The organism is Pseudomonas canadensis, from assembly GCF_030980095.1.
In the GTDB taxonomy this organism is placed as follows: Bacteria; Pseudomonadota; Gammaproteobacteria; order Pseudomonadales; family Pseudomonadaceae; genus Aquipseudomonas; species Aquipseudomonas canadensis.
This window is the reverse complement of the sequence record NZ_CP133298.1, coordinates 3,923,152-3,945,929: the sequence shown is the minus strand read 5'-3', so window position 1 is coordinate 3,945,929 and position 22,778 is coordinate 3,923,152. Positions and strand designations below refer to the sequence as shown.

Annotated in this window: 13 protein-coding genes; 6 read left to right on the top strand and 7 right to left on the bottom strand. The window is 59.4% G+C overall.

The genetic code is table 11. The features are described 5' to 3' along the window. Window positions 1–2 precede the first annotated feature (2 nt). On the bottom strand, window positions 3–1,610 hold the full coding sequence (locus tag RB216_RS18190; protein ID WP_308907696.1) for a carboxyl transferase domain-containing protein: 1,608 nt from the start codon (window positions 1,608–1,610) through the stop codon (window positions 3–5). Between the two features lie 11 nt (window positions 1,611–1,621). After that, on the bottom strand, window positions 1,622–2,785 hold the full coding sequence (locus RB216_RS18185; protein WP_028616896.1) for an isovaleryl-CoA dehydrogenase: 1,164 nt from the start codon (window positions 2,783–2,785) through the stop codon (window positions 1,622–1,624). A gap of 150 nt (window positions 2,786–2,935) precedes the next feature. Between RB216_RS18185 and RB216_RS18180 the strand changes: the two genes are divergently transcribed. Then, window positions 2,936–4,573 carry an AMP-binding protein gene (locus RB216_RS18180; protein ID WP_308907695.1) on the top strand — a complete coding sequence of 546 codons (1,638 nt, stop codon included), beginning with the start codon at window positions 2,936–2,938 and terminating at the stop codon, window positions 4,571–4,573. Window positions 4,574–4,690: 117 nt separating this feature from the next. Further along, entirely contained in the window at window positions 4,691–9,439 is a 4,749-nt protein-coding gene (locus RB216_RS18175; RefSeq protein WP_308907694.1) for an NEL-type E3 ubiquitin ligase domain-containing protein, read from the top strand. Between the two features lie 600 nt (window positions 9,440–10,039). Here the strand turns inward: RB216_RS18175 and RB216_RS18170 are convergent. The 3 genes from RB216_RS18170 to RB216_RS18160 form a co-directional block, all read right to left on the bottom strand. After that, on the bottom strand, window positions 10,040–10,939 hold the full coding sequence (locus RB216_RS18170; RefSeq protein WP_308907693.1) for a hydroxymethylglutaryl-CoA lyase: 900 nt from the start codon (window positions 10,937–10,939) through the stop codon (window positions 10,040–10,042). A 16-nt stretch (window positions 10,940–10,955) separates the two neighbouring features. Then, a complete protein-coding gene (locus RB216_RS18165; RefSeq protein ID WP_038844104.1) occupies window positions 10,956–11,348 on the bottom strand; it encodes a MerR family transcriptional regulator in 393 nt (130 codons plus the stop codon). Window positions 11,349–11,531: 183 nt separating this feature from the next. Next, window positions 11,532–12,467, bottom strand: a complete 936-nt coding sequence (locus RB216_RS18160; RefSeq protein WP_028616891.1) for a LysR family transcriptional regulator — start codon at window positions 12,465–12,467, stop codon at window positions 11,532–11,534. 151 nt (window positions 12,468–12,618) lie between these two features. Here RB216_RS18160 and RB216_RS18155 point away from each other — a divergent pair, with 151 nt between their 5' ends. Further along, window positions 12,619–13,848, top strand: a complete 1,230-nt coding sequence (locus RB216_RS18155; protein ID WP_028616890.1) for an acyl-CoA dehydrogenase — start codon at window positions 12,619–12,621, stop codon at window positions 13,846–13,848. A 145-nt stretch (window positions 13,849–13,993) separates the two neighbouring features. Here RB216_RS18155 and RB216_RS18150 read toward each other — a convergent pair whose 3' ends face one another. Further along, complete coding sequence (locus tag RB216_RS18150) at window positions 13,994–15,325, bottom strand: substrate-binding domain-containing protein (protein WP_308907692.1); 1,332 nt, start codon at window positions 15,323–15,325, stop codon at window positions 13,994–13,996. Window positions 15,326–15,522: 197 nt separating this feature from the next. After that, complete coding sequence (xthA, locus tag RB216_RS18145) at window positions 15,523–16,335, bottom strand: exodeoxyribonuclease III (protein WP_028616888.1); 813 nt, start codon at window positions 16,333–16,335, stop codon at window positions 15,523–15,525. 169 nt (window positions 16,336–16,504) lie between these two features. On the opposite strand from xthA, the gene RB216_RS18140 reads away from it, so the two are divergent. The 3 genes from RB216_RS18140 to RB216_RS18130 all read left to right on the top strand — a co-directional run bounded on the left by RB216_RS18140 (window position 16,505) and on the right by RB216_RS18130 (window position 22,618). Continuing rightward, a complete protein-coding gene (locus tag RB216_RS18140) occupies window positions 16,505–17,155 on the top strand; it encodes a GNAT family N-acetyltransferase (RefSeq protein ID WP_236319293.1) in 651 nt (216 codons plus the stop codon). Between the two features lie 64 nt (window positions 17,156–17,219). Continuing rightward, window positions 17,220–18,947, top strand: coding sequence for an autotransporter assembly complex protein TamA (locus tag RB216_RS18135; protein WP_068935126.1), 1,728 nt, complete (start codon window positions 17,220–17,222; stop codon window positions 18,945–18,947). Further along, window positions 18,947–22,618: a translocation/assembly module TamB domain-containing protein gene (locus tag RB216_RS18130; RefSeq protein WP_308907691.1), complete on the top strand. Its 3,672-nt coding sequence runs from the start codon at window positions 18,947–18,949 to the stop codon at window positions 22,616–22,618. Before RB216_RS18135 ends, RB216_RS18130 begins: the two co-directional genes overlap by 1 nt. The last annotated feature ends 160 nt before the right edge of the window (window positions 22,619–22,778 follow it).

Here is a 22,778-nt window from a genome sequence, read left to right as displayed (position 1 = left end):
ATTTACATGCGGAACACGCCGAAGCGGCTCGGCTCGATGGGGGCATTCAGCGAAGCGGACAAGGCCAGGGCCAGCACGTCACGGGTCTGCAACGGGTCAATCACACCGTCGTCCCACAGGCGCGCGCTGGAGTAGTAGGGGTGGCCCTGGGTTTCGTACTGGTCGAGGATCGGCTGCTTGATGGCGGACTCTTCTTCGACGCTGAACCCCACGCCGGCGCGTTCAGCCTGCTCGCGCTTGACCTGCACCAGCACGCCGGCCGCCTGTTCGGCGCCCATCACGCCGATGCGTGCATTCGGCCACATCCACAGGAAGCGCGGGTCATAGGCGCGGCCGCACATGCCATAGTTACCGGCGCCAAAGCTGCCGCCGATGATCACCGTGAACTTCGGTACCTTGGCGCAGGCCACTGCGGTGACCAGCTTGGCACCGTGCTTGGCGATGCCACCGGCTTCGTATTTCTGGCCGACCATGAACCCGGTGATGTTCTGCAGGAACAGCAGCGGAATGCCACGCTGGCAGGCCAGTTCGATAAAGTGCGCGCCTTTTTGCGCGGCCTCGGCAAACAGAATCCCGTTGTTGGCCAGGACCGCAATCGGGTAGCCATGCAGGTGTGCAAAGCCGCACACCAGCGTGGTCCCGAACAACGTCTTGAACTCATCGAACACTGAACCGTCCACCAGCCGTGCGATCACTTCACGCACATCAAAGGGCTGCTTGGCATCGGCCGGGATCACGCCATACAGCTCCTCACTGCTGTACAACGGCGCCACGGGCGGGCGTTGCAGCAACTTGCCCTGTTTGCGCCAATTGAGGTTGGCCACGCTGCGCCGGGCCAGTGCCAGCGCGTGTTCGTCGCTGTCGGCATAGTGGTCGGCCACGCCAGAGATCTTGCAGTGCACATCGGCACCGCCGAGGTCTTCGGCGCTGACCACTTCACCCGTCGCGGCTTTCACCAGCGGCGGGCCGGCAAGGAAGATGGTGGCCTGGTTGCGCACCATGATCGCTTCGTCGGCCATGGCCGGCACATAGGCGCCACCGGCGGTACACGAGCCCATTACCACTGCGATCTGCGGGATACCTCGGGCGCTCATGTTGGCCTGGTTGAAGAAGATCCGCCCGAAGTGTTCGCGGTCGGGGAACACTTCATCCTGACGCGGCAAGTTGGCGCCGCCGGAGTCCACCAGGTAGATGCACGGCAGGCGGTTCTGCTCGGCGATCGTCTGGGCGCGCAGGTGTTTTTTCACGGTGAGCGGGTAGTAGGAGCCGCCTTTCACCGTCGCGTCGTTGGCGACGATCATGCATTCGACGCCTTCCACCCGGCCGATCCCGGCAATCACCCCGGCGGCAGGCACGTCTTCGCCATACACCTGATGGGCGGCCAGTTGGCTGAGTTCAAGGAACGGCGAGCCGGGGTCGAGCAAACGGTTGATGCGCTCGCGGGGCAACAGTTTGCCGCGTGAGGTGTGCCGCTCCTGGGCCTTGGCGCCGCCGCCTTGCTGCACGTGAGCGAGCAGGCTGTGCAGCGCGTCGACCTGTTGGCGCATCGCCGCGCTGTTGGCGGCGAACTCCGCCGAACGTGGGTTGAGTTGGGTATGCAAGGTAGCCATGGTGCGCTCCTTCAGCGGGTTTCGTTGAAGAGTTCGCGACCGATCAGCATCCGGCGGATCTCACTGGTGCCGGCGCCGATTTCATACAGCTTGGCGTCCCGCAGCAGCCGACCGGCAGGGAATTCATTGATATAGCCGTTACCGCCCAGGATCTGGATCGCGTCGAGTGCCATCTGCGTGGCGCGTTCGGCGCTGTAAAGGATCACCCCGGCCGCATCCTTGCGCGTGGTTTCGCCACGCTCGCAAGCCTGGGCCACCGCGTACAGATAGGCGCGACTGGCGTTGAGCTGGGTGTACATGTCGGCCACCTTGCCCTGGATCAGCTGGAATTCGCCAATGCTCTGGCCGAACTGCTTGCGGTCGTGGATATAGGGCACGATCAGGTCCATGCAGGCTTGCATGATCCCGGTGGGGCCGCCGGACAGCACCACGCGTTCGTAGTCCAGGCCGCTCATCAGCACTTTCACGCCGCCGTTGAGCACGCCGAGGATGTTTTCTTCGGGTACTTCAACGTCATCGAAAAACAGCTCGCAGGTGTTCGAGCCGCGCATGCCCAGCTTGTCGAACTTGTTGCTGCGGCTGAAGCCTTTCCAGTCACGCTCGACGATGAAGGCGGTGATGCCGTGAGGGCCTTTCTCCAGGTCGGTCTTGGCGTAGATCACGTAGGTGCTGGCGTCGGGGCCATTGGTGATCCAGGTCTTGCTGCCGTTGAGCACATAATGATCGCCGCGTTTGTCGGCGCGCAGTTTCATCGAGACCACATCGGAACCGGCATTCGGCTCGCTCATGGCCAGGGCGCCGACGTGTTCGCCGCTGATGAGTTTGGGAAGGTACTTGAGTTTCTGTGCGTGGTTACCGTTGCGATTGATCTGGTTCACACACAGGTTCGAGTGTGCGCCGTAGGACAACGCCACCGAGGCCGAGCCACGGCTGATCTCTTCCATCGCCACCACGTGGGCCAGGTAACCCAGGCCGGCGCCGCCGTATTCTTCCGGGACGGTGATGCCCAACAGGCCCATGTCGCCGAATTTCTGCCACAGGTCGGCGGGGAACAGGTTGTCACTGTCGATCTGTGCCGCGCGCGGCGCGATTTCCTTGCTCACGAAGGACTGCACCTGGTCGCGCAGCATGTCGATGGTTTCACCGAGGGCGAAGTTCAGGGACGGGTAACTCATGGACAGGCACCTTAATGTGAGCGTTGTTTTTGTGTGGAGGGTGCGCCAGGCGAGGGCGCTCACCTTTACGTTAACGTAAGCTTGCGTTGCGGCGCTGTCAATCGTAGTTTACGTTTACGTCAACCTACAAAAAAGACAACAGGGGTCGTTATGGATCAACCAAACCAGAGCTACAGCCGTGGCTCCCAGGACAAGACCTTGCTGGCCATGACTATTGGCCAAGCCTTTGACCGAACCGTCGCGCAATTCCCCGAGGGTGAGGCCTTGGTGGTGCGTCATCAGCAGCGCCGCTACACCTGGCGGCAATTGGCCGAAGCGGTCGATGTGCACGCCCGTGCGTTTCTCGCTCTGGGCATGCAGACCGGCGATCGTCTGGGCATCTGGGCACCCAATTGCGCCGAGTGGTGCATCAGCCAGATTGCCAGTGCCAAGCTCGGCGTGATCCTGGTGAATATCAACCCGGCCTACCGCAGCAGTGAATTGGACTACGTGCTCAAGCAATCCGGCTGTCAGTGGCTGGTGTGCGCCGGGTCGTTCAAGACGTCCGATTACCATGCGATGTTGCAGGAATTGAAACCCGACCTGCGCGGCATGATCAGCCTCGACCCCAGTCCTCCCCCAGGATTCATGCCTTGGTCGCAGCTATCGGCCCTCGGTGCAGGCGTCCCTCCCGAACAGTTGCACAGCCGCCAGGCCAGCCTGCATTTCGACCAACCCGTGAATATCCAGTACACCTCCGGCACCACCGGCTTCCCCAAGGGCGCCACCCTCAGCCACCACAACATCCTCAATAACGGCTACATGGTCGGCGAAAGCCTGGGCCTGACCGCGCAGGACCGACTGGTGATCCCGGTGCCGCTGTACCACTGCTTTGGCATGGTCATGGGCAACCTGGGTTGCATCACCCACGGCACCACCATGATTTATCCCAATGATGGTTTCGACCCACTGCTGACACTCACTACCGTCGCCGAAGAACGCGCCACCGGTCTGTACGGCGTGCCCACCATGTTCATCGCCATGCTCGATCACCCGCGCCTAGGTGAGTTCGACCTGTCCACCTTGCGCACCGGCATCATGGCCGGCGCCACATGCCCTATCGAAGTCATGCGCCGCGTGATCAGCGAGATGCACATGAGTGAAGTGCAAATTGCCTATGGCATGACGGAAACCAGCCCGGTGTCCTTGCAGACCGGCGCGGATGACGATCTGGAGCGCCGCGTGACCACGGTTGGCCGCACTCAGCCGCAACTTGAAAACAAGATCATCGACGCCGACGGCAACACCGTTGTGCGCGGCGAGATCGGCGAACTTTGTACCCGTGGCTACAGTGTGATGCTCGGCTACTGGAACAACCCCGACGCCACCCGCGAGGCCATCGACGCCGCCGGCTGGATGCACACCGGCGACCTGGCGAGCATGGACGCCCATGGCTACGTGTGCATCGCCGGGCGCAACAAGGACATGATCATTCGTGGCGGCGAGAACGTGTACCCGCGTGAGCTGGAAGAATTTTTCTTCACCCATCCGGCGGTAGCGGATGTGCAGGTCATCGGCATTCCGGATGAGCGCTACGGTGAAGCGATCGTTGCGTGGATCAAGTTCCATCCGGGCCATGTGGCCAGTGAGCTGGAACTCCAGACGTGGTGCAAGGGACGTATCGCGCACTTCAAGACGCCCAAGTACTTCAAGTTCGTGGATGAGTTTCCGATGACGGTGACGGGCAAGGTCCAGAAATTCCGCATGCGCGAGATCAGTATTGGCGATTATGGGCTTCATCGTTTCTGATGGACCGCCAGTCCTGCCAGCTTATTAAGGGGCAGGACTGAAGGTGCTTATATACCTCTCTGTTGGCACTCGAATATCACATATTGACCGTTCATTCGGCCAATTAGAGTTCGCCACATGGCAGACCTTGAACAAAGTGGAAAAAATCCGGTAAACGATACGCGCAGTGTTCATGGCGTCGTTGTGCAGGCGCGCCTGTCATCTTGGTACAGCGCTGCAGCAGTCAAGCGAAAACAAGCGTTACATGAGTGGGAGTTGAATATTCCGCACTGGTATAAAACGCTGACCCCGGACAGACGGAAAGTCTTGGAAGCGGCTCATCAGAGAAGTATGGGTGCGCTTAATATGCTGGATGGGCTTTTAAAGGATTTGAAAGGTGCTATCGAATTCGCCGAACCCTTGCTGCAGGCAGCGATACAACAGAAAACCGGGCGATTCATTGATGTAAAGCGTGTTTTTTTTGCGCGTAAGGAATTCATGGCAGCTGATCGGTCAAAGGTCTTCGGCGTTGAAGCAACAGGATATTGCTACTACACAGGTCTCAGCTTGATAGAGGCGGCCCTGCAGAACTTTTCCGCGAATGAGGCCGTTGAATCAAATGACGACGATTCCAGTCTTATCACGCATTACGACTTTCATCGGCGGCCCGCGCCAACGACGTTCAACGCAGGGGCAGTGCTAAAGCGTAATGACCCTCTCAAGCCTCATGTGTTTGCCGGCTTATGTCGAGACCTGGATTTGGGCAAGCTGTATCTGGCGCATGTAACGTCAATTGTCAAACCGCCGGACAAGCCTGAGGGAGTTTCAGACAACGATGCCGCAAGGGTGCGTAGTCGAATCACGGCTTCAACGAGGCAACAGTTATTATTCGCCGCTGAAGTAGCGCTGGAGCTCGGCACTATAAAGCAAGACGCCTACACGCTATTAAAAGAGCTGGCTTTTTGGAAGGCTGATGTGACGTGGAGAGGCAAGAGTGTACATTTCTCAAACTTGAAAATGCTGCATGTTGAGCTAAAGCAGATCATTGTTATCGGGCCCCTGAGATTCGGGTATGTGCGGGGCGTCAAAGTGTTTCACAGGGAACCTTGTATTGTCTTTATTCCTGGGGATCCTATTTGCGAGTTGAAAGAGTACGCCGATCTTGGCGGTCTTCAGACTGATCTCGTCGAAAGATTGTGCTCGGGCGAGTATCGACGGTTTTTCAGCCAGTGTGTGCCCTACGAGCAACAAACGAATTTTTTTAGTACCGTGAAACTTCACCTTGATCAACTCAATATGTATGCCGAAGACGAAGATTTCGATCCTGCAAAAACAAGCACCGGTACTTGGTCAACAGGTTATGGCATCAGCATGCCTAGGACGTGGGGTGATCATTCTCTGCAAAAAGTCGATTTAATATTGAGCAATGCACGGGCGATGGTGGTATCCACCGCCCGTGCCGATGACAACGCCCGTAACGCATGGTTGATGTCGTTGGCCAGTGTTGCGTTGACCGTGGTGAATGTTGCCTCATTTGTCGTCCCGCAACTGGCGCCGTTGATGCTGCTGATTGGCGCGGTGCAAATGCTCTATGAGATTGCTACGGGCGCAGAGGCTTGGGAAGAGGGCGACATGAAAGAGGCGTGGGCGCACGTTTCGGCCGTAGCCTTTAATGTGACGACGGCAGTTGTAGGCGCCAAGCTGTTGCCGATGATCAAGACCCCGTTTGTCCAGGCACTGGCACACGTCCGTTGTCCTGACGCCAATGTGCGTTTGTATGCGCCTGGGCTGAAACCTTACCTGCGACAGGTAGCACTGCCCGAATCCTTGAAGGCCAATGCAAACGGGTTGTTTGAACACGACGATAATTTATACCTGGCGGAAAACGACGGGCATTACCTGGTGGAGCCGTCTGGCACCGGTAACACCTACCGGATTGTGCATCCGCAAAACCCTTCAGCCTACTCGCCGCAGGTTCGCCTTACGGAGGCTGGGGCTTGGATACATGAACATGAAAATCCGCTGACATGGACCACGCCGCAATTGATGCAGCGGCTGGGGCCAGTGGCGCAGAGACTTGGACAGCAACCCTTAAAGCTTGAGCGCATCTGCCAAATGGCTGCGGTGGATAGCAGCATGTTGCGCAAGATGCATGTAGACCAGGGGCGCGTCCCGGGTCTATTGGCAGACATTCTCAAGCGTTTTGACATCGACGAGACAATCGCGAGTGAAAAAAAACCGGGTGTGAGCGCGTCATTATTGGCGAAAGACCAGGCCGATCTTTTCGCCCAACGTTATGCGGCAACCGAGAGCGAAAGCGGTGCAGCGGTCGGATTGCTCAAACGGTCGTTCGGATCGCTGCCCGATAGTGTGGCGCAAGAGCTGTTGAGCCACGCCAGCAAGGCTGAAGTGCAGATGATCGAGCAGCACCAACGCGTACCGTTGCGTTTGGCAGAGGAGGCCCGCTGCTATCAACAAGAAGTACGCTTGGCGCGGGCTTACGAAGGGCTCTATCGCAAGACCCTGGGCAATGACGATACCCAACGTATGGTTCTGCATAGCGTGAAGACGCTGCCTGGCTGGCCATCTGACCTGCGCATCGAGGTGCTGGAAAAGACCAGCGAAGGAGGTGAGCGCGTTGTCGACTCCATAGGGCCGGAGGGTGTGGCGGCGAAGCGACTTTTGATCAAGTTTGGCCCACAAAATCTTTATGAAGTACGGGATGACAAGTTCGGAGTATTGAACCAGCAGGCCGATATCTATGGAGCTATGCAGGCGGCGGTTTCGCCAGAGGATTTGACGGTGATGAAGTTGACGGCCGGTGACCGTGGCGCGAGCCTGAAACAAGCGCTGCAGCAGAAGCCGCTGATGCCACGTGATCAATTGCGCAAGTTACTGAAAATGCAGCCTGTGAAACCAGGGTACAAACCGCCAATGCGCCTCGCTGATGGACGTTTTGGTTATCCTCTAAGCCCGTTGAGAGGCGCTGGCCGCCGGCCTTTTGTGTGTGAAATGAAAGCGGCAAAGCTCTATCCGTCAAAGTCCATCGAAGCGGTAGAAGAGATGCTGGGCCTCAGGGAGCTTGACGATGCCGGGATGTTGGCAAGACTGGAGCAGCTTGAGCAGGAGTTCAATCAACTTAATGCCGATTTGAAGGACTGGGAGCAGGAGACGGGCGCGGTTGGTTCTGCCAGGGACCGGCGCAGAGTCGCCAATACCCTGAAAGGAGTCTGGCGGCGGACCTCCCCGCAAGCGTTCGCCTCAGATCAAACGCCCATCGGTCACATTCTCGATTTGTCCGACGAGGTTGTCGGAGAGTTACCCCCGATCACCGCCAATATGGACCATGTGGGCAGTTTGGTTTTACCTCGAATGGCGCTGACAGACGCTTCCTTGCCCTTTCTGAGTTCATTCAGGCGCTTGCGCTGGCTGAATATGAGCGATAACCACCTCACCCGGTTGCCGGAGTTTGCTGACGGCGCGGTGACCAAGCTCGACTTGAGTAATAACGCTATCCGACTGACCGAACAGAGCCGTATGCGCCTGGAACGCATGCAGAGTTTGAAGATTCTCAGGCTCTCCGGTAACCGCCAATTGGGGTGGGTGGCCAATCTGCACGGGCTGCGCAATCTTAACCAGATTTACCTGGCGAACACTGGAACCACAACGTTTCCCGCTGGCGCTGAGCAGTTGACCAACCTGGCCATGATCGACCTGCATTCAAATCGAATCACCACTTTGCCTGAGTACGCTTACCAGCATCTGGATCGAATCAACTTGCATGACAATCCGTTTTCGGTAGCGACCCGTGCACGTTTTCGACTTGAACCGTTGGACCAGGCGCAATGGGGCGATCACGTTACGCACGACGAAGCGCGAGAGCTTTGGCTGCACGACTCTCCAGTAACTGAGCGGGCCCGCCGGGGCATGACTTGGGATGAGGTCAAGCTCAACCCTCAGTCGGATGCGTTTTTCACCGTGCTGGCAGACACCACCCGTTGCGCCGAATACGCCTCTGGCGTGACCCGTCCTGCAATGGCGGAGCGGGTCTGGGAGATGCTTGAAGCCGCGAAGGAAAGCCAGGCCATTCGTGAGTCGTTATTCAAGGCCGCTGATGATCGAATCACTTGTGGTGACGGCAGTTCGGTTGAGTTCATGAACCTGGAAAGTGAGCTGTTGGCGGCCAAGGCGCTTGAGATGGCAGGAGAGGGAGATGCGGAAGGCAAGCTTATTGCCACTGGCGAACAGCTATTTCGCCTGAAGCTGGTAGACGTCATCGCTCAGCGGGATGTCGAAGCGCGAGGGCGTGGTTTTACTGAGCAGGTCGAAGTCATTCTTGCCTATCGAACCAGGCTGGCGGACAGGCTTGGATTACCGGTCAAGTCCCGCGGCATGCTGTTTCCTCAGCAAGCTAATGTGAGCCAGGCGGCTATCGATGATGCCTATGCACAAGTGATCGTGGATGAGCGTGTTATCAACAACAAGGTTGATTTTTTTTTGGAGAGGGCGTTTTGGGAGAAACATCTTCGCAGCCACTACTCACGAGAATTCGCGTCGTTGATGGAGCCGGTTATTGAGGAAATAGACGAGAAAAGCGCGGCGTTGGATGAACTTTCAGCATTACAAGACGCTCAGGATAACGCTGCAGATCAAGCGACAAAAGATGCCTGGCAGGCAAAGCATGATGAAGTGGTCGACCGACTGGCGAGCCTGTTGGGCAAGACCAAGGATGAGATACTGGTGGATGGCTCGATGCAAAGTGTTTTTTACAATGACGAAATGAAGCTGCTCGGTGCCGATCGAGCGCGAGAGGAAAGACTTAATCTACAAACCTTGACACGAAGCGTGCTTGGAAAAGTCGACGCGACGCACGGCGCTCAGGTCTGAATTTGATGCGCCCACCAGGGGCGGGTCAACAAGCTTGAACGCATCGCCTGATAAGCATTCCTACAGACAGCACAAAGGGGACCCGAGGGTCCCCTTTAATTTGTCGTTGCGTGCTCTTTTTTATTATTGAGGGGCGGTCTATTGTTGTTTTTGGCAACCGTTACCCTTTACCGCTGTTTTTGGCGACCCCCATCCGGGGTCAAGAGCAAACGTATTTTTTTGAGCGCTGATCTGCTTCTTCGTTAACGATCCAACCAGTGGGTAGCTACCTGAGGTAGTTTTATTTTTCTCTAACCGGTTGCGGGTTTCGGCACGCCGTACCCTGCGAAGCACATCTTCTCCAAAAAAATCTGTTAGCTGCGTCTCTGCCGTGTTGTTTTTGTTATGTCAGAGTCGTTTCGTCTTATTTTTATTAGGTTTGGCGCTTTTTATTCTTGTTATGACATAGAGATAGCAGAAGCCGTGCCAGCTTTTAAAAAACCTTTAAAATCAATGGTTTGATTTTTTTATAGGATTTCGCTTGCAGAAAATACGACAAAAAATGTTCCCGTGTTACTCGATGTGTAGGCGTGCGGTAACACATTGTCACGGCTAAGCTACTCAACCGGCGTTACGCGCCTTGGCCACGCGTGACCCTGTTGGCCGGCCCAGCACGTTGCTGATTTGCTGGCCCGCGCCAATCAATGCCTCCAGATCAACACCCGTCTCGATGCCCAGGCCGTCGAGCAGGTACAGCACATCTTCGGTAGCGACGTTACCGCTGGCGCCCTTGGCGTATGGGCAGCCGCCGAGGCCCGCGATAGAGCTATCGAACACCGTGATCCCTTCCAGCAAACTGGCGTAGATATTCGCGATGGCCTGGCCATAGGTGTCGTGGAAATGCCCGGCCAGCTTGTCCCGTGGCACCTGCGCGGCGACCACCTCGAACAACCGCCGCGTCGCGCCCGCCGTGCCGGTGCCGATGGTGTCGCCGAGGGACACCTCATAGCAGCCCATGGCATACAACTCCCGCGCGACCGCCGCCACTTGCTCCGGCGCGATCTCACCCTCATACGGGCAACCCAGCACACACGACACATAACCCCTCACGCTGATGCCGTGCTGCTTGGCCGACGCCATGATCGGCGCAAAGCGCTGCAGGCTTTCGCTGATGGAGCAGTTGATATTGCGCTGGGAAAACGCCTCGGATGCGGCCGCAAACACCGCCACTTCCTTCACGCCGGCGGCCAGCGCATCCTCGAAACCGCGCAGGTTCGGCGTCAGCGCGCCATAGGTCACGCCGGGTTTGCGCTGGATCTGCGCGAACACCTCGGCGGAACCGGCCATCTGTGGCACCCACTTGGGCGATACAAAACTGCCGACTTCGATGTAGCTCAAGCCAGCAGCGCTGAGGGCGTCCACCAACCGGACCTTGTCCGCCACGCTGATGGGCTGGGCTTCATTCTGCAGGCCGTCGCGCGGGCCGACTTCCACCAGGCGGACGTGTGAAGGGAGGGACATGGTAATTACCTCATGATCAATGGCCGGCCTGGCGCAGGGTGTGGGCCAGGGCCTGGGTGCAGCGCTCTTCGGCGGTGTCCAGTTCCAGCTTCATTTGTTCGATATCCAGCAACTGCTGCTCAAGCTGCTCACGGCGCTCGGCGATTTTCGCCAGCATGCTGTTGAGTTGCACGTGGTTACCGCTGGTGGGGTCGTAGAGCTCGATGAGTTCGCGGCACTCGGCCAGGGAAAAACCGATGCGCTTGCCCCGCAGGATCAGCTTGAGGCTGACCTTGTCCCGGGCCGAGTAGATGCGCTCCTGACCCCGACGTTCCGGGGCCAGCAAGCCTTGTTCTTCGTAGAAGCGAATGGCGCGGGTGGTGATGTCGAGCTCGCGGGCGAGGTCGGAGATGCTGTAGGTGGTGCTCATGGCGATGCCCGAGAAAATGTCTTGGGCGCTAAGCTAATGGCTGGTTGACGTTAACGTCAAGCGAATCACTGTAGGAGCCGGCTTGCCGGCGATGGTCGTCAGCGATGACGCAGCAAGCCCGGACAAGTGCGGTGACTGTACGTTTTTCGCCGGCAAGCCGGCTCCTACAGGGGTGTGACAATCTCACGATTGTTGTTTGTCGAGCTTCTTCTCGTGCGCCGTCACCTGCTGGCACAACTCGATCATTTGCTCGCGCATCCAGCGGTTCGCCGGGTCTTGGTCGGTGCTTTCGTGCCAGTACAGGTGGGTTTCCACCGGCGGCACGTCGTTGACCGGCAGGTTGAACCAATGCAATTCATGGCGGCGCGCGAAGCGCTCGGGCACGGTCATGACCATGTCGGTCTGCTGCAACACCTGCGAGGCCATCAGGTAGTGCTGGGAGCGCAGGGCGATCTTGCGTTGCAGGCCCATCTTGCCCAGCGCCAGGTCCACATGGCCCAGGCCGTTGCGTCGGCTGGAGATATGGATGTGGGTCAGCCCCAGGTAATCATCCAGGCTCAGCTTGTCCTTGCCCGCCAGCGGATGGCCCTTGCGCATGGCGCACACGTAGCGGTCTTCCATCAGCTTGACGTGGCGTACCTGCGGGTCGGTGTTGAGCGGCGCGTCCACGGCAAAGTCCAGGCGCCCAGCAGCCAGTTCCTTGGTGGTTTCGCGGCGCTTGGACAGGAAACTCTCGATGACCACCGTGGGCGCCAGGCGGCGCAGGCGCTGGAACAACAGTGGCAGGATCACCGCCTCGGTGAGGTCGGTCATGCTGATGCGATAAGTCTTGGCCGCCTGTTGCGGGTTGAAGATGCGGCTCTCTTGCACCGACACCCGCAGCAATGACAGCGCATTGCGCACCGGCCCGATGATGTTCTGCGCCATCGGCGTGGGCACCATGCCCTGGGCGGTGCGCACGAACAATGGGTCGTTGAAGGTTTCCCGAAGACGTGCCAGAGCGTTGGACACCGCCGGTTGGGTGATGCCGACAATCTGTCCGGCGCGGGTCAGGTTAGCTTCGGTGTAGATAGCGTCAAAGACGATGAAGAGGTTGAGGTCGACCTTGCTCAGATTCATTTCGTTGCGCTCTTATTGTTAGGTGGCCATACGTCGATCATATATCGGTGATGAATGTTAATACACGCCGAGAATAGGTTAGGTAAATTTTCGTAGCTCATCTAGCATCGACTTCATGACCTAAACAACCTCTCAGAGAAGGGAGCTGCTCATGGATTTCGCCTATTCGCCCAAGGTTCAGGAACTGCGTGAACGCGTCACTGCGTTCATGGACGCTTACGTTTACCCGGCCGAGCCGGTGTTCGAACGCCAGGTCAGCGAAGGCGACCGCTGGCAGCCCACCGCAATCATGGAAGAGCTGAAGGCGAAGGCTAAAGCCGAAGGTTTGTGGAACCTGTTCCTGCCGGAATCCGAGTTGGGCGCCGGCCTCACCAACCTTGAATACGCACCGTTGGCCGAAATCATGGGCCGTTCGCTGTTGGGCCCGGAGCCGTTCAACTGCTCGGCGCCTGACACCGGCAATATGGAAGTGTTGGTGCGCTATGCCAACGAAGAGCAGAAACAACGCTGGCTGGAGCCACTGCTGCGCGGCGAGATCCGTTCTGCATTCGCCATGACCGAACCCGACGTCGCCTCATCCGACGCCACCAACATGGCTGCCCGCGCCGAGCGCCAGGGCGATGAGTGGGTGATCAACGGCAAGAAATGGTGGACCTCCGGCGCCTGCGACCCGCGCTGCAAGATCCTGATCTTCATGGGCCTGAGCAACCCGGACGCGCCGCGTCACCAGCAACACTCGATGATCCTGGTGCCGGTGGACACCCCCGGCGTGAAGATCGTGCGCCCGCTGCCGGTGTTCGGCTACGACGATGCACCCCACGGCCATGCCGAAGTGCTGTTCGACAATGTGCGCGTACCCTACGAAAACGTGTTGCTGGGTGAGGGCCGTGGCTTTGAAATCGCCCAGGGCCGCCTTGGCCCAGGCCGTATCCACCACTGCATGCGTTCCATCGGCATGGCCGAGCGCGCGCTGGAATTGATGTGCAAGCGTTCCGTCAGCCGGACTGCATTCGGTAAGCCATTGGCGCGCCTGGGCGGCAATATCGACAAGATCGCCGACTCGCGCATGGAAATCGACATGGCGCGCCTGCTGACCTTGAAAGCAGCCTACATGATGGACACCGTGGGTAACAAAGTCGCGAAAAGCGAAATCGCCCAGATCAAGGTGGTTGCACCGAATGTGGCCTTGAAGGTGATCGACCGTGCGATCCAGATCCATGGCGGCGCTGGTGTCTCCAACGACTTCCCGCTGGCCTACATGTACGCCATGCAACGTACCTTGCGCCTGGCCGATGGCCCGGATGAAGTGCACCGGGCGGCGATCGGCAAGTTTGAGATTGGCAAGTATGTGCCTAAAGAATTGATGCGTAGCGGGCAGTAAGACCGCGTCGCCGGTATTCGCGAGCAAGTCGAAGCGTCGAACCGCCGCTCCCCCATTCGACCGCATTTCATGTTGGAAAGCGGTCTATCAGTGGGAACGGGCTTGCTCGCGAAGAGGCCGGTCCGAACAGCACAACATGAATGCCTCAGTGGACCCAAACCTCCACCCGCCGATTTTTGATCCGCCCTTCATCTGCCGTATTTGCCGCCACCGGCATCTGCGCGCCAAACCCGCGGATATCGCGCAGCACCACGCCGTTCTTGACCAATTCCCGGCGCACCGCCATTGCCCGCAACTTTGACAGCAACGCTGCCCGCTGCGGATCGTTCTTGGCATCGCCAAAGCCCACCAGCGTCACCTGCTTGTCCAGCTTGTTGTGGCTTTTGAGGTACGCCACCACCCGCTGCAAATCCTGGCGGGCCTTGCTGTCCAGGCTTGCGCTGCCTTCCTCGAAACGAAAATTCACCGTCAGGCGCTGGGCATCCCGTGCAATCGCTTGATAGTCATCAGGCATCGACGCGCGCGGCTCCACGGCCATCGCCTGTACCTGCTGCGCGATAAAGCCATTGGCTGCCACGATCGCCTGGCCCTTGCTGCTTTGGCTGAAGTCCACCAGCGCCTTGGCCCATGGATTGCGACTCGATGGCGGCCAGTAAAAGAACAGCCGACGTGACAGCGGATAATCTTCGGTGGCAATCAGGCTGGTCAGCGGCAACATGGGTTGCGAGTCGCCATCCACAATCGCCACCGCTTTGGCCTGGCGGACGTAGGGCAGGCCGATAAAACCGATGCCCTGGGGATCCTGGCTGACCGCGTCGGACAATTGCTCGCTGGATTCGAAACGCTTGGCGCCCGGCGCGAGCGGTTTGCCACGCAGACGCAGTACCAGGTCCTTGAACGTATCGTAGGTGCCGGATTGATCATCCCGTGCGTACAGATGAATCGGCCCTCCGACGCCACCGAGCGCCTCCCAGGTACTGACTTCGCCATTGAAAATCTGCGCCAGTTGCTCGGTATTCAGGGTGTTCAACGGGTTTTGCGGGTGGAGGATGATGGCCAGGCCATCGATGGCGATCACCTGTTCGGCTTCGGGGCTTTTCAGGTCGCCGAGGGGTTCGAGGTCTACCAGTTCGCTGTCTTTTATCGGGCGCGATGAAGCTGCCAGGTCGGCTGTGGCTTTCTTTAGCGCCGTGAAACCGGTACTTGATCCGTGAGCGGCGACTTCGATGATCACCGTCTTGCCCTGGCGTGTCTTGCCGATCACGCGTTGTTCATTGGCACCTTCGGCCGGTTCGCTGTGCACCGCCTGCAAGCCCTGCTGTTCCATCACGCCCTTGACCAGTGCAGGACCCAGTGCCGCGCCAATGGTATTGGAACCCTGGATACGCAAAGCAGGGCCTTGATCAGGAACGGGAAGGGGAGCGGAAACAGCGAAGAGGGGGAAAAGCACCAGCAGGAACAGAACGCGCAGCCTCATGCCGGCACCTTCTCAAGCCAAAGGGAGTGCCGCGAGAATAAGTCAGGCAGGTTGCATAAATATGACGGGTGCACAGCAACTCTAAATGTGGGAGCGGGCTTGCTCGCGAATGCGGTGAATCAGTCAGAAAGTAATTGGCTGACACTCCGCTTTCGCGAGCAAGCCCGCTCCCACATTCGACCGAGTACAGCTTGAAGTCAGCTCAGTTCAAGCCAGATCGGCGCATGGTCCGACGGCTTTTCCAATCCACGCAGCTCGTAGTCCACCCCGGCATCCTTGACCCGCGGCAGCAGGCCATTGGAGGCGAGGATCACGTCGATGCGCAGGCCGCGCTTGGGTTCGTCCTCAAACCCACGGCTGCGGTAGTCGAACCAGCTGAAGCGGTCTGCAACCTCTGGGTTGAGGTGACGGAAGCTGTCCACCAGGCCCCAATTTTTCAGGCGGGCCATCCACTCGCGTTCTTCCGGCAGGAAGCTGCACTTGCCAGTCTTGAGCCAGCGCTTGGCGTTGTCGGCGCCAATGCCGATGTCGATGTCTTCCGGGGAAATGTTGATGTCGCCCATCACCACCAGCGCCTGGTCATTGCTGAACTGGCTCTCCAGCAACTGTTGCAAGTCTTCATAGAAGCGCTGCTTGGCCGGGAACTTGGTGGGGTGGTCGCGGCTTTCGCCCTGGGGGAAGTAGCCGTTCATGATGGTGACCGGGTGGCCGTTCTCATCGGCAAAGGTGCCCCAGATAAACCGGCGTTGGGCGTCTTCTTCGTCGCTGGCAAACCCTTTGTGCAGGCTCAACGCCGGCTGGCGCGAGAGCAGGGCTACACCGTAGTGACCTTTTTGGCCGTGGTAGTACACGTGATAGCCAAGGGCCTGTACTTCGGCCAGTGGGAATTGGTCATCGTGGACCTTGGTTTCCTGCAGGCCGATCACGTCGGGCTGGTGCTTTTCAATCAGCGCCGCCAGCTGATGAGGGCGGGCGCGCAGCCCGTTGATATTGAAGGAGACGATTTTCATGGTCGGCAGTCCAGTCCTGGCAAAAGGGCGATGCTAGCGGACAAGTCGGACGGGGGCCAGCGTGGCGGCAGGGCAGTTGCACTGCTAATGTCTGGGAACGACTCGTGCTGTGTAGGTTCGTACCCATAAGAACGCTGCCTTTTGAGCCGCGCCCAGGGAGATTGATGGTATGCCGGACACTTCAACTGCAACTGCTGAAATTCGCCTGCTCAACAGCGGCTATTCCCGCGAAGCCCGTTCCTTGCTGTACCAGGCTTATCGGCATGAGCCGACGTTCGCCTACATTTTCGAAGCCGAGCGCCCGGGTTATGAACAGCGGGTGCGCGCTACCGTGCGGGAGCTGGTCAAGCAGCACTTTTTTCAGAAACTGCCGGCCATTGGTCTGTTCGTCAACGATCGGTTGATCGGCATCGCCCTGATCGCGCCACCGCAGCGGCGCCTGGGGATTACCGAAAGCTGGGCCTGGCAGTTGCGCATGTGGCTCAGCACGGGCGTGCGCGGGACGCGACGTTACCTCGACTACCATCACGCCGTGCTGGCGTGCCTGCCCAGTGAGTCGGTGCACGTGCTGCCGTTGTTGGGCATTCATCCGCAATTCCAGGGCAAACATTTCGGCGAGCAGTTGCTGGAGGCCGTGCACAACTGGTGCGCCGAAGACCCGCATTCGTCCGGGGTGGTACTGGACACGGGCAACTCACGCTATCTGGAGTTCTATAAGCGTCAGGGTTATGAGGAAATCGGCGAAGTCGCTGTAGGACCTGTCCTGGAGCACGTGTTTTTTCACCCCAATCCTCAGTCGTTACATGTTGCAACGGCTTAGTACAGAATTATTCAGACATTTCCGAGTTCAAAGAGGCTCCCCAGGTCGTGTAGCATCCGCGCCTATGAAGTTTCCAGGAAGATTTACCAGCGGCTTGATTCTGCTGTTCACAAGCTGCGGCGCCTTGGCGCAAAGCGAATTGGACGTGCGGATCAAACCCTCAAACGACGCGTTGAAAGCCAACATCGAAGGCTATATCGGCGGGGTGGGCGATCGTGATGAAGAAGCCTTGCTGCGGTTCAGCCGTGGCGCCGAGGAGCAGGCGCGCAAAGCTGCCCAGGCCCTGGGCTTCTATCAGCCACAGATCGAGAGTGACGTGAAGGGCGGCAAGAACCCGCGCCTGATCCTCACCATCGACCCCGGCGAACCGGTGCATTTGCGTAACGTGACCATTCGGGTCGACGGACCTGCCGCCGATCTCAAGACGTTTCGCGTGCCCGTCAGCGACGACCTCAAATCCGGCGCCGTGCTCAACCACGGCCATTACGAAGACGCCAAGCGTCTGATCCAGAACCAGGCCTCGCGCTACGGCTTTTTCAGCGGGCGCTTCACAAGCCAGAAACTTGCGGTAGACCCCCAGGCCGGGGTCGCCGATATCGAACTCATCTACGACAGCGGCCCGCGTTACACCCTTGGCAAAGTCAGCTTTGCTGGGGATACGCCGTTTGACGAAGAATTGCTGCAACGCATGGTGCCGTTCAAAAGCGGCACGCCCTACGACTCCGAACTGATCGCCGAGCTCAACCAGAACCTGCAAGGCAGTGGTTTTTTCGAAGGCGTGCGCGTGGACGCTGCTCCCGCCGCTTCGACCAACGACATCATCCCGGTGGCCGTGCGCCTGGAAACCCGCAAGCCGCGCACCATGGGGCTGGGCTTGGGTTTTTCTACCGACGTCGGCCCGCGCGGCAAAGCCAACTGGACCCGCCACTGGGTCAACCCCCAGGGCCACAGTTATGGCTGGGAGGCCGAGCTGTCGGCGCCCCGGCAAAACGTTGGCCTGTGGTATGACATCCCGCTCGATCCGCCACTGACCGACAAGCTGCGTTTTGCGGGCGGCTACCAGAACGAAGAAATCGCCAACACTGATACGGTCAGTAAATTGCTGACCCTCGGCCCTGAATGGCACAGCAAGTTGCCCAGCGGCTGGACCCGGGTGATTTCGCTCAAATACCAGCGTGAGGAGTATCGGCTGGGCAATGACTCCGGCCTGAGTAACCTGGTGATGCCGGGCGTCAGCTATTCCTACCTGCGCAGCGATAACCGCATCGACCCGCACAATGGCTACCGCCTGCAGTTCGACACCAAGGTCGCCAAAGAAGGGCTGGGTTCCGACACCAACCTGCTTTATGGCACGGCCATGGTCAAAGGCCTCACCACGTTGTGGGACAACCACCGCTTCCTCGCCCGCGCCCAAGTGGGCGGCAGTGCCACCAACGGCTACAAATCGGTGCCGCCGTCGCTGCGCTTCTTTGCCGGTGGTGACCAAAGCGTGCGCGGTTACGAGTACCAGACGTTATCACCCGAGAACGACCGGGGCGATCGCATCGGTGGTCGCTACATGGTGGCCCTGAGCGCTGAGTATCAATATTCCATTGCCGAGAAGTGGCGGATTGCAACCTTCATCGACCAGGGCAACTCCTTCAACAACCTGGACCTGCCCAGCCTGAAAACCGGTGTCGGCGTCGGTATCCGCTGGGTTTCGCCGGTCGGTCCGATCCGTCTCGACCTGGCCCATGCCCTCGAAGATCCGGGCGGCATTCGATTGCACTTTTCCATGGGGCCTGAGCTGTGATGCGTGGTGTAAAAATAGCGGGGCTGGCCGTGGTGGCCATCCTTGCCGTGCTGGTACTGGCCCTGTGGACGGTGCTTGGCACCCAGGCGGGCAGCCGCTGGGCGTTGGGCCGTGTTCCGGGTTTGACGGTAGAAAATTTCCAGGGGTATCTGGGCGGCCGGTGGAGCGCCGACCATGTGTTGTGGCAGCAGGACAACAGTCGCGTCGAACTCCAGGCGCCCCAGTTTGATTGGTCGCCAGCGTGCCTGTTGCGCATGACCCTGTGCATCAATCAACTGGACGTGGAGCAGGTCAGCCTGCAATTGCCGCCGAGTGCCGAGGAAAGCAGCGGGCCAATTCAACTGCCCGACTTGAAGCTGCCGCTAGCCATCCAATTGGGCGACGTTCGCGTTGGTAGCCTGCTGTTCAATGGCAGTGAAGAACTCAAGGGCCTGCAATTGGCGGCGCACTGGACGGCCGCCGGCATGCAGATCGACTCGGTGCACCTGCAACGGGACGACCTGGTGCTGGACCTCGCCGGCCTGCTGCAACCGACTGGCGACTGGCCGTTGAGTGCCACCGGTAACCTGAGCCTGCCCTACGCACCGGGCGGCGCACCGTGGAAGGTGGCGCTCAAGGTTGACGGCGACCTGCTCAAGACCCTCAAGCTCGACGCCGACAGCAGCGGCTATCTGCCCGCAAAACTGACCGGAGAACTGCAGCCCCTGGCGGAAAACCTTCCGGCCCAGGTGCACATCACCGCCGACGGCTTCAAACCCAGCGCCGATCTGCCAGATACCCTGCAACTCAATCAACTGGACCTCACCGCCAAAGGTGACTTGAGCCACGGCTACCAACTGCTGGGCAAGGCCGTGTTGCCAGCAGAGAAAGGTCCGGTTGACTTGCTGCTGCAAGGCCGGGTCGACGCCAAGGGCGCGCAGGTCGCAGGCCTGGACCTGAATGCCGGTGACCAACAAAGCCTCAAGCTGACGGCCCAACTGGATTGGCAGCAGGGTTTCAGCGCCGACGCCAAGATCGACTGGCTGGACTTCCCCTGGCATCGCCTCTATCCGGTGATCGACGAGCCGCAAGTCGCGCTGCGTACCTTCAATGGTGAGATTTCCTACAAGGACGGCAACTACCTGGGTAACCTCAAGGCCGACCTCGACGGCCCGGCGGGCAAGTTCAACGTGGTCACGCCGTTCAGTGGCGACCTCAAGCAGATCTTCCTGCCTGAGCTGAAGCTCACCGCCGGCCAGGGCAAGGCCGAAGGCCACCTGAACCTTCAGTTTGCCGACGGCATTGCCTGGGATACCGCGCTGGACCTGTCCGCGTTGAACCCGGCGTACTGGGTCGCAGAACTGCCGGGCACCCTGGCCGGACCACTGCGCAGCAAGGGTGAGTTCAAGAACGAGCAACTCAAGCTGAACGCCGACCTCGACCTCAAGGGCCGCCTGCGTGGGCAAACCGCCGTATTGGCGGCCAAGGCCGAAGGCGCGGGCGAGCAGTGGACCTTGGCCAATCTGGATATCCGCCTGGGTGACAACCGCATCAACGGCAGCGGCAGCCTGCAACAGCGGTTGGCTGGGCAGATCGATATCAAGCTGGCGCGTCTGGCCCAGCTCTGGCCGCAACTGCGTGGGCAGGTCAACGGTCGACTCGACGTGGCCGGCAGCCTCAACGCCCCCCAGGGCAAGCTCGCTCTCAAGGGCCAGCAACTGGCATTTGCCGACAACCGCCTGCAAAACCTCACCCTCGACGCCAACCTGGACAGTGCCCAGCGCGCCAAGATCGACCTGAAAGGCGGCGGCATTCAATCCGGCGACACCCAGGTCGGCACCCTGACCGCCAGCGCCCAGGGCGATATCAAGAACCAGAAAGTCCAACTGGACCTGGCCGGGCCGCTGGTCAAGCTCGCCCTGGCGTTGGATGGCAACCTCGACAAAGGCAACTGGCGCGGGCGCCTGGCCAGCGGCGATGTCCAAGCCGGTGGTCAGGACTGGAAGCTGCAGGCCCCCGCGAAGATCGAACGCATGGCCGATGGCAAGCTGACATTTGCTGCGCACTGCTGGGTATCCGGTCCTGCCAGTTTATGCGGTGAAGACCAGCGGCTGATGCCTGAGCCGAAGCTGCGTTATCACCTCAAGCAATTCCCCATCGACAGTCTGGCGGCGTTCCTGCCCAAGGACTTTGCCTGGCTGGGCAAGCTCAATGCCGACCTGCAACTGGACCTGCCCGACAGCGGCCCCAAAGGCGTGATTGCGGTGGACGCCAGCGGCGGCACCTTGCGCGTCAAGGACAAGGACCAGTGGCTGGATTTCCCCTACGACACGCTCAAGCTTGAAACCACTCTCAACCCCAAGCGTATCGACACCCAGCTGAATTTCCGTGGCGGTAAGCTTGGCGAATTGATGTTGCAGGCGCAGATCAACCCGCTGCCGAAGAACAAGCCGATTACCGGCAACTTCAGCCTGGTCGGTCTGGATCTCGCGGTGGCGCGGCCGTTTGTACCGATGGTGGAAACCCTCAGCGGCAAGCTCAATGGCAGCGGGCGCATCTCCGGTGGTCTGTTGGCACCCCAGGTCAACGGCAACGTCAATCTGGTGGGCGGCGAGATTTCCGGTCCGGAACTGCCCATCAGCCTGGAAGGTTTGAATGTGCAGGCGCTGATCGCCGGTGAAAGCGTGCAGCTCAACGGTGGCTGGCGCAGTGGCAAGTCCGGGCAGGGCAGCCTCAAGGGCCAGATCGACTGGGGGCAGGCCCTGGCGGTGGATCTCAGCCTGCAAGGCTCGCAACTGCCGGTCACGGTGGAGCCCTACGCGGTGCTGGAAGTGGCGCCCGAGCTGAAAATCAGCCTGAAGAACGACAAGCTGGCCATCGCTGGCAAAGTGCATATCCCGCGTGGCGATATCACCGTACGCGAACTGCCGCCGTCCACCGTCAAGGTCTCGGACGACACCGTGATCATCGGCAGCCAGACCGAAGAGGGCAAGCCGCCGATGGCGATGGCCATGGACATTGACGTGGTGGTGGGCGAAGACAAGCTCAACTTCTCGGGCTTCGGCCTCACCGCCAAGGTGCAGGGCCAGGTGCATATCGGCGACAACATGGACACCCGTGGCGAACTGTGGCTCAACGATGGCCGTTATCGCGCCTACGGGCAGAAGCTGGATGTGCGCCGTGCGCGGTTGCTGTTTGCCGGGCCGTTGGACCAGCCGTATCTGGACATCGAGGCGATCCGCAAGACCGATGATGTGATCGCCGGAATTCGCTTGAGTGGTAGCGCCGAACAACCCACCACGCAGATCTTCTCGGAGCCGGCCATGAGCCAGGAGCAGGCGCTGTCCTACCTGGTGCTCGGGCGGCCGCTGAGCACCACCGGTGAAGACAACAACATGCTGGCCCAGGCCGCGTTGGGCCTGGGGTTGATGGGCAGCGCCGGGGTGACGTCGGATCTGGCGAAGAATCTGGGTATCCAGGACTTTGAACTGGATACGCAAGGTAGCGGGAATAACACTGCCGTGGTGGCGAGTGGCAAGATTACCGAGAAGCTCAGCCTGCGGTATGGGGTTGGGGTGTTTGAGCCGGCCAGTACTATTGCCTTGCGGTATTTGTTGAGTAAGAAGGTGTATCTGGAAGTGGCCAGTGGTGTGGCCAGTTCACTGGATATCTTCTACAAGCGGGATTTTTGAGTTCGTCCGTTATTTGGGTAACGGCTGATATGGGTTCCGCCCTTACGGCGGGTCACTTTTGAAAAGAGCCGGAAGCCGGCCCAGCCAAAAGTAACCAAAAGGCTCTTGCCCCAACACTCGGCACCTCGCCTAGGCTCGGTGTGCCCGAACGCAGGCTTGA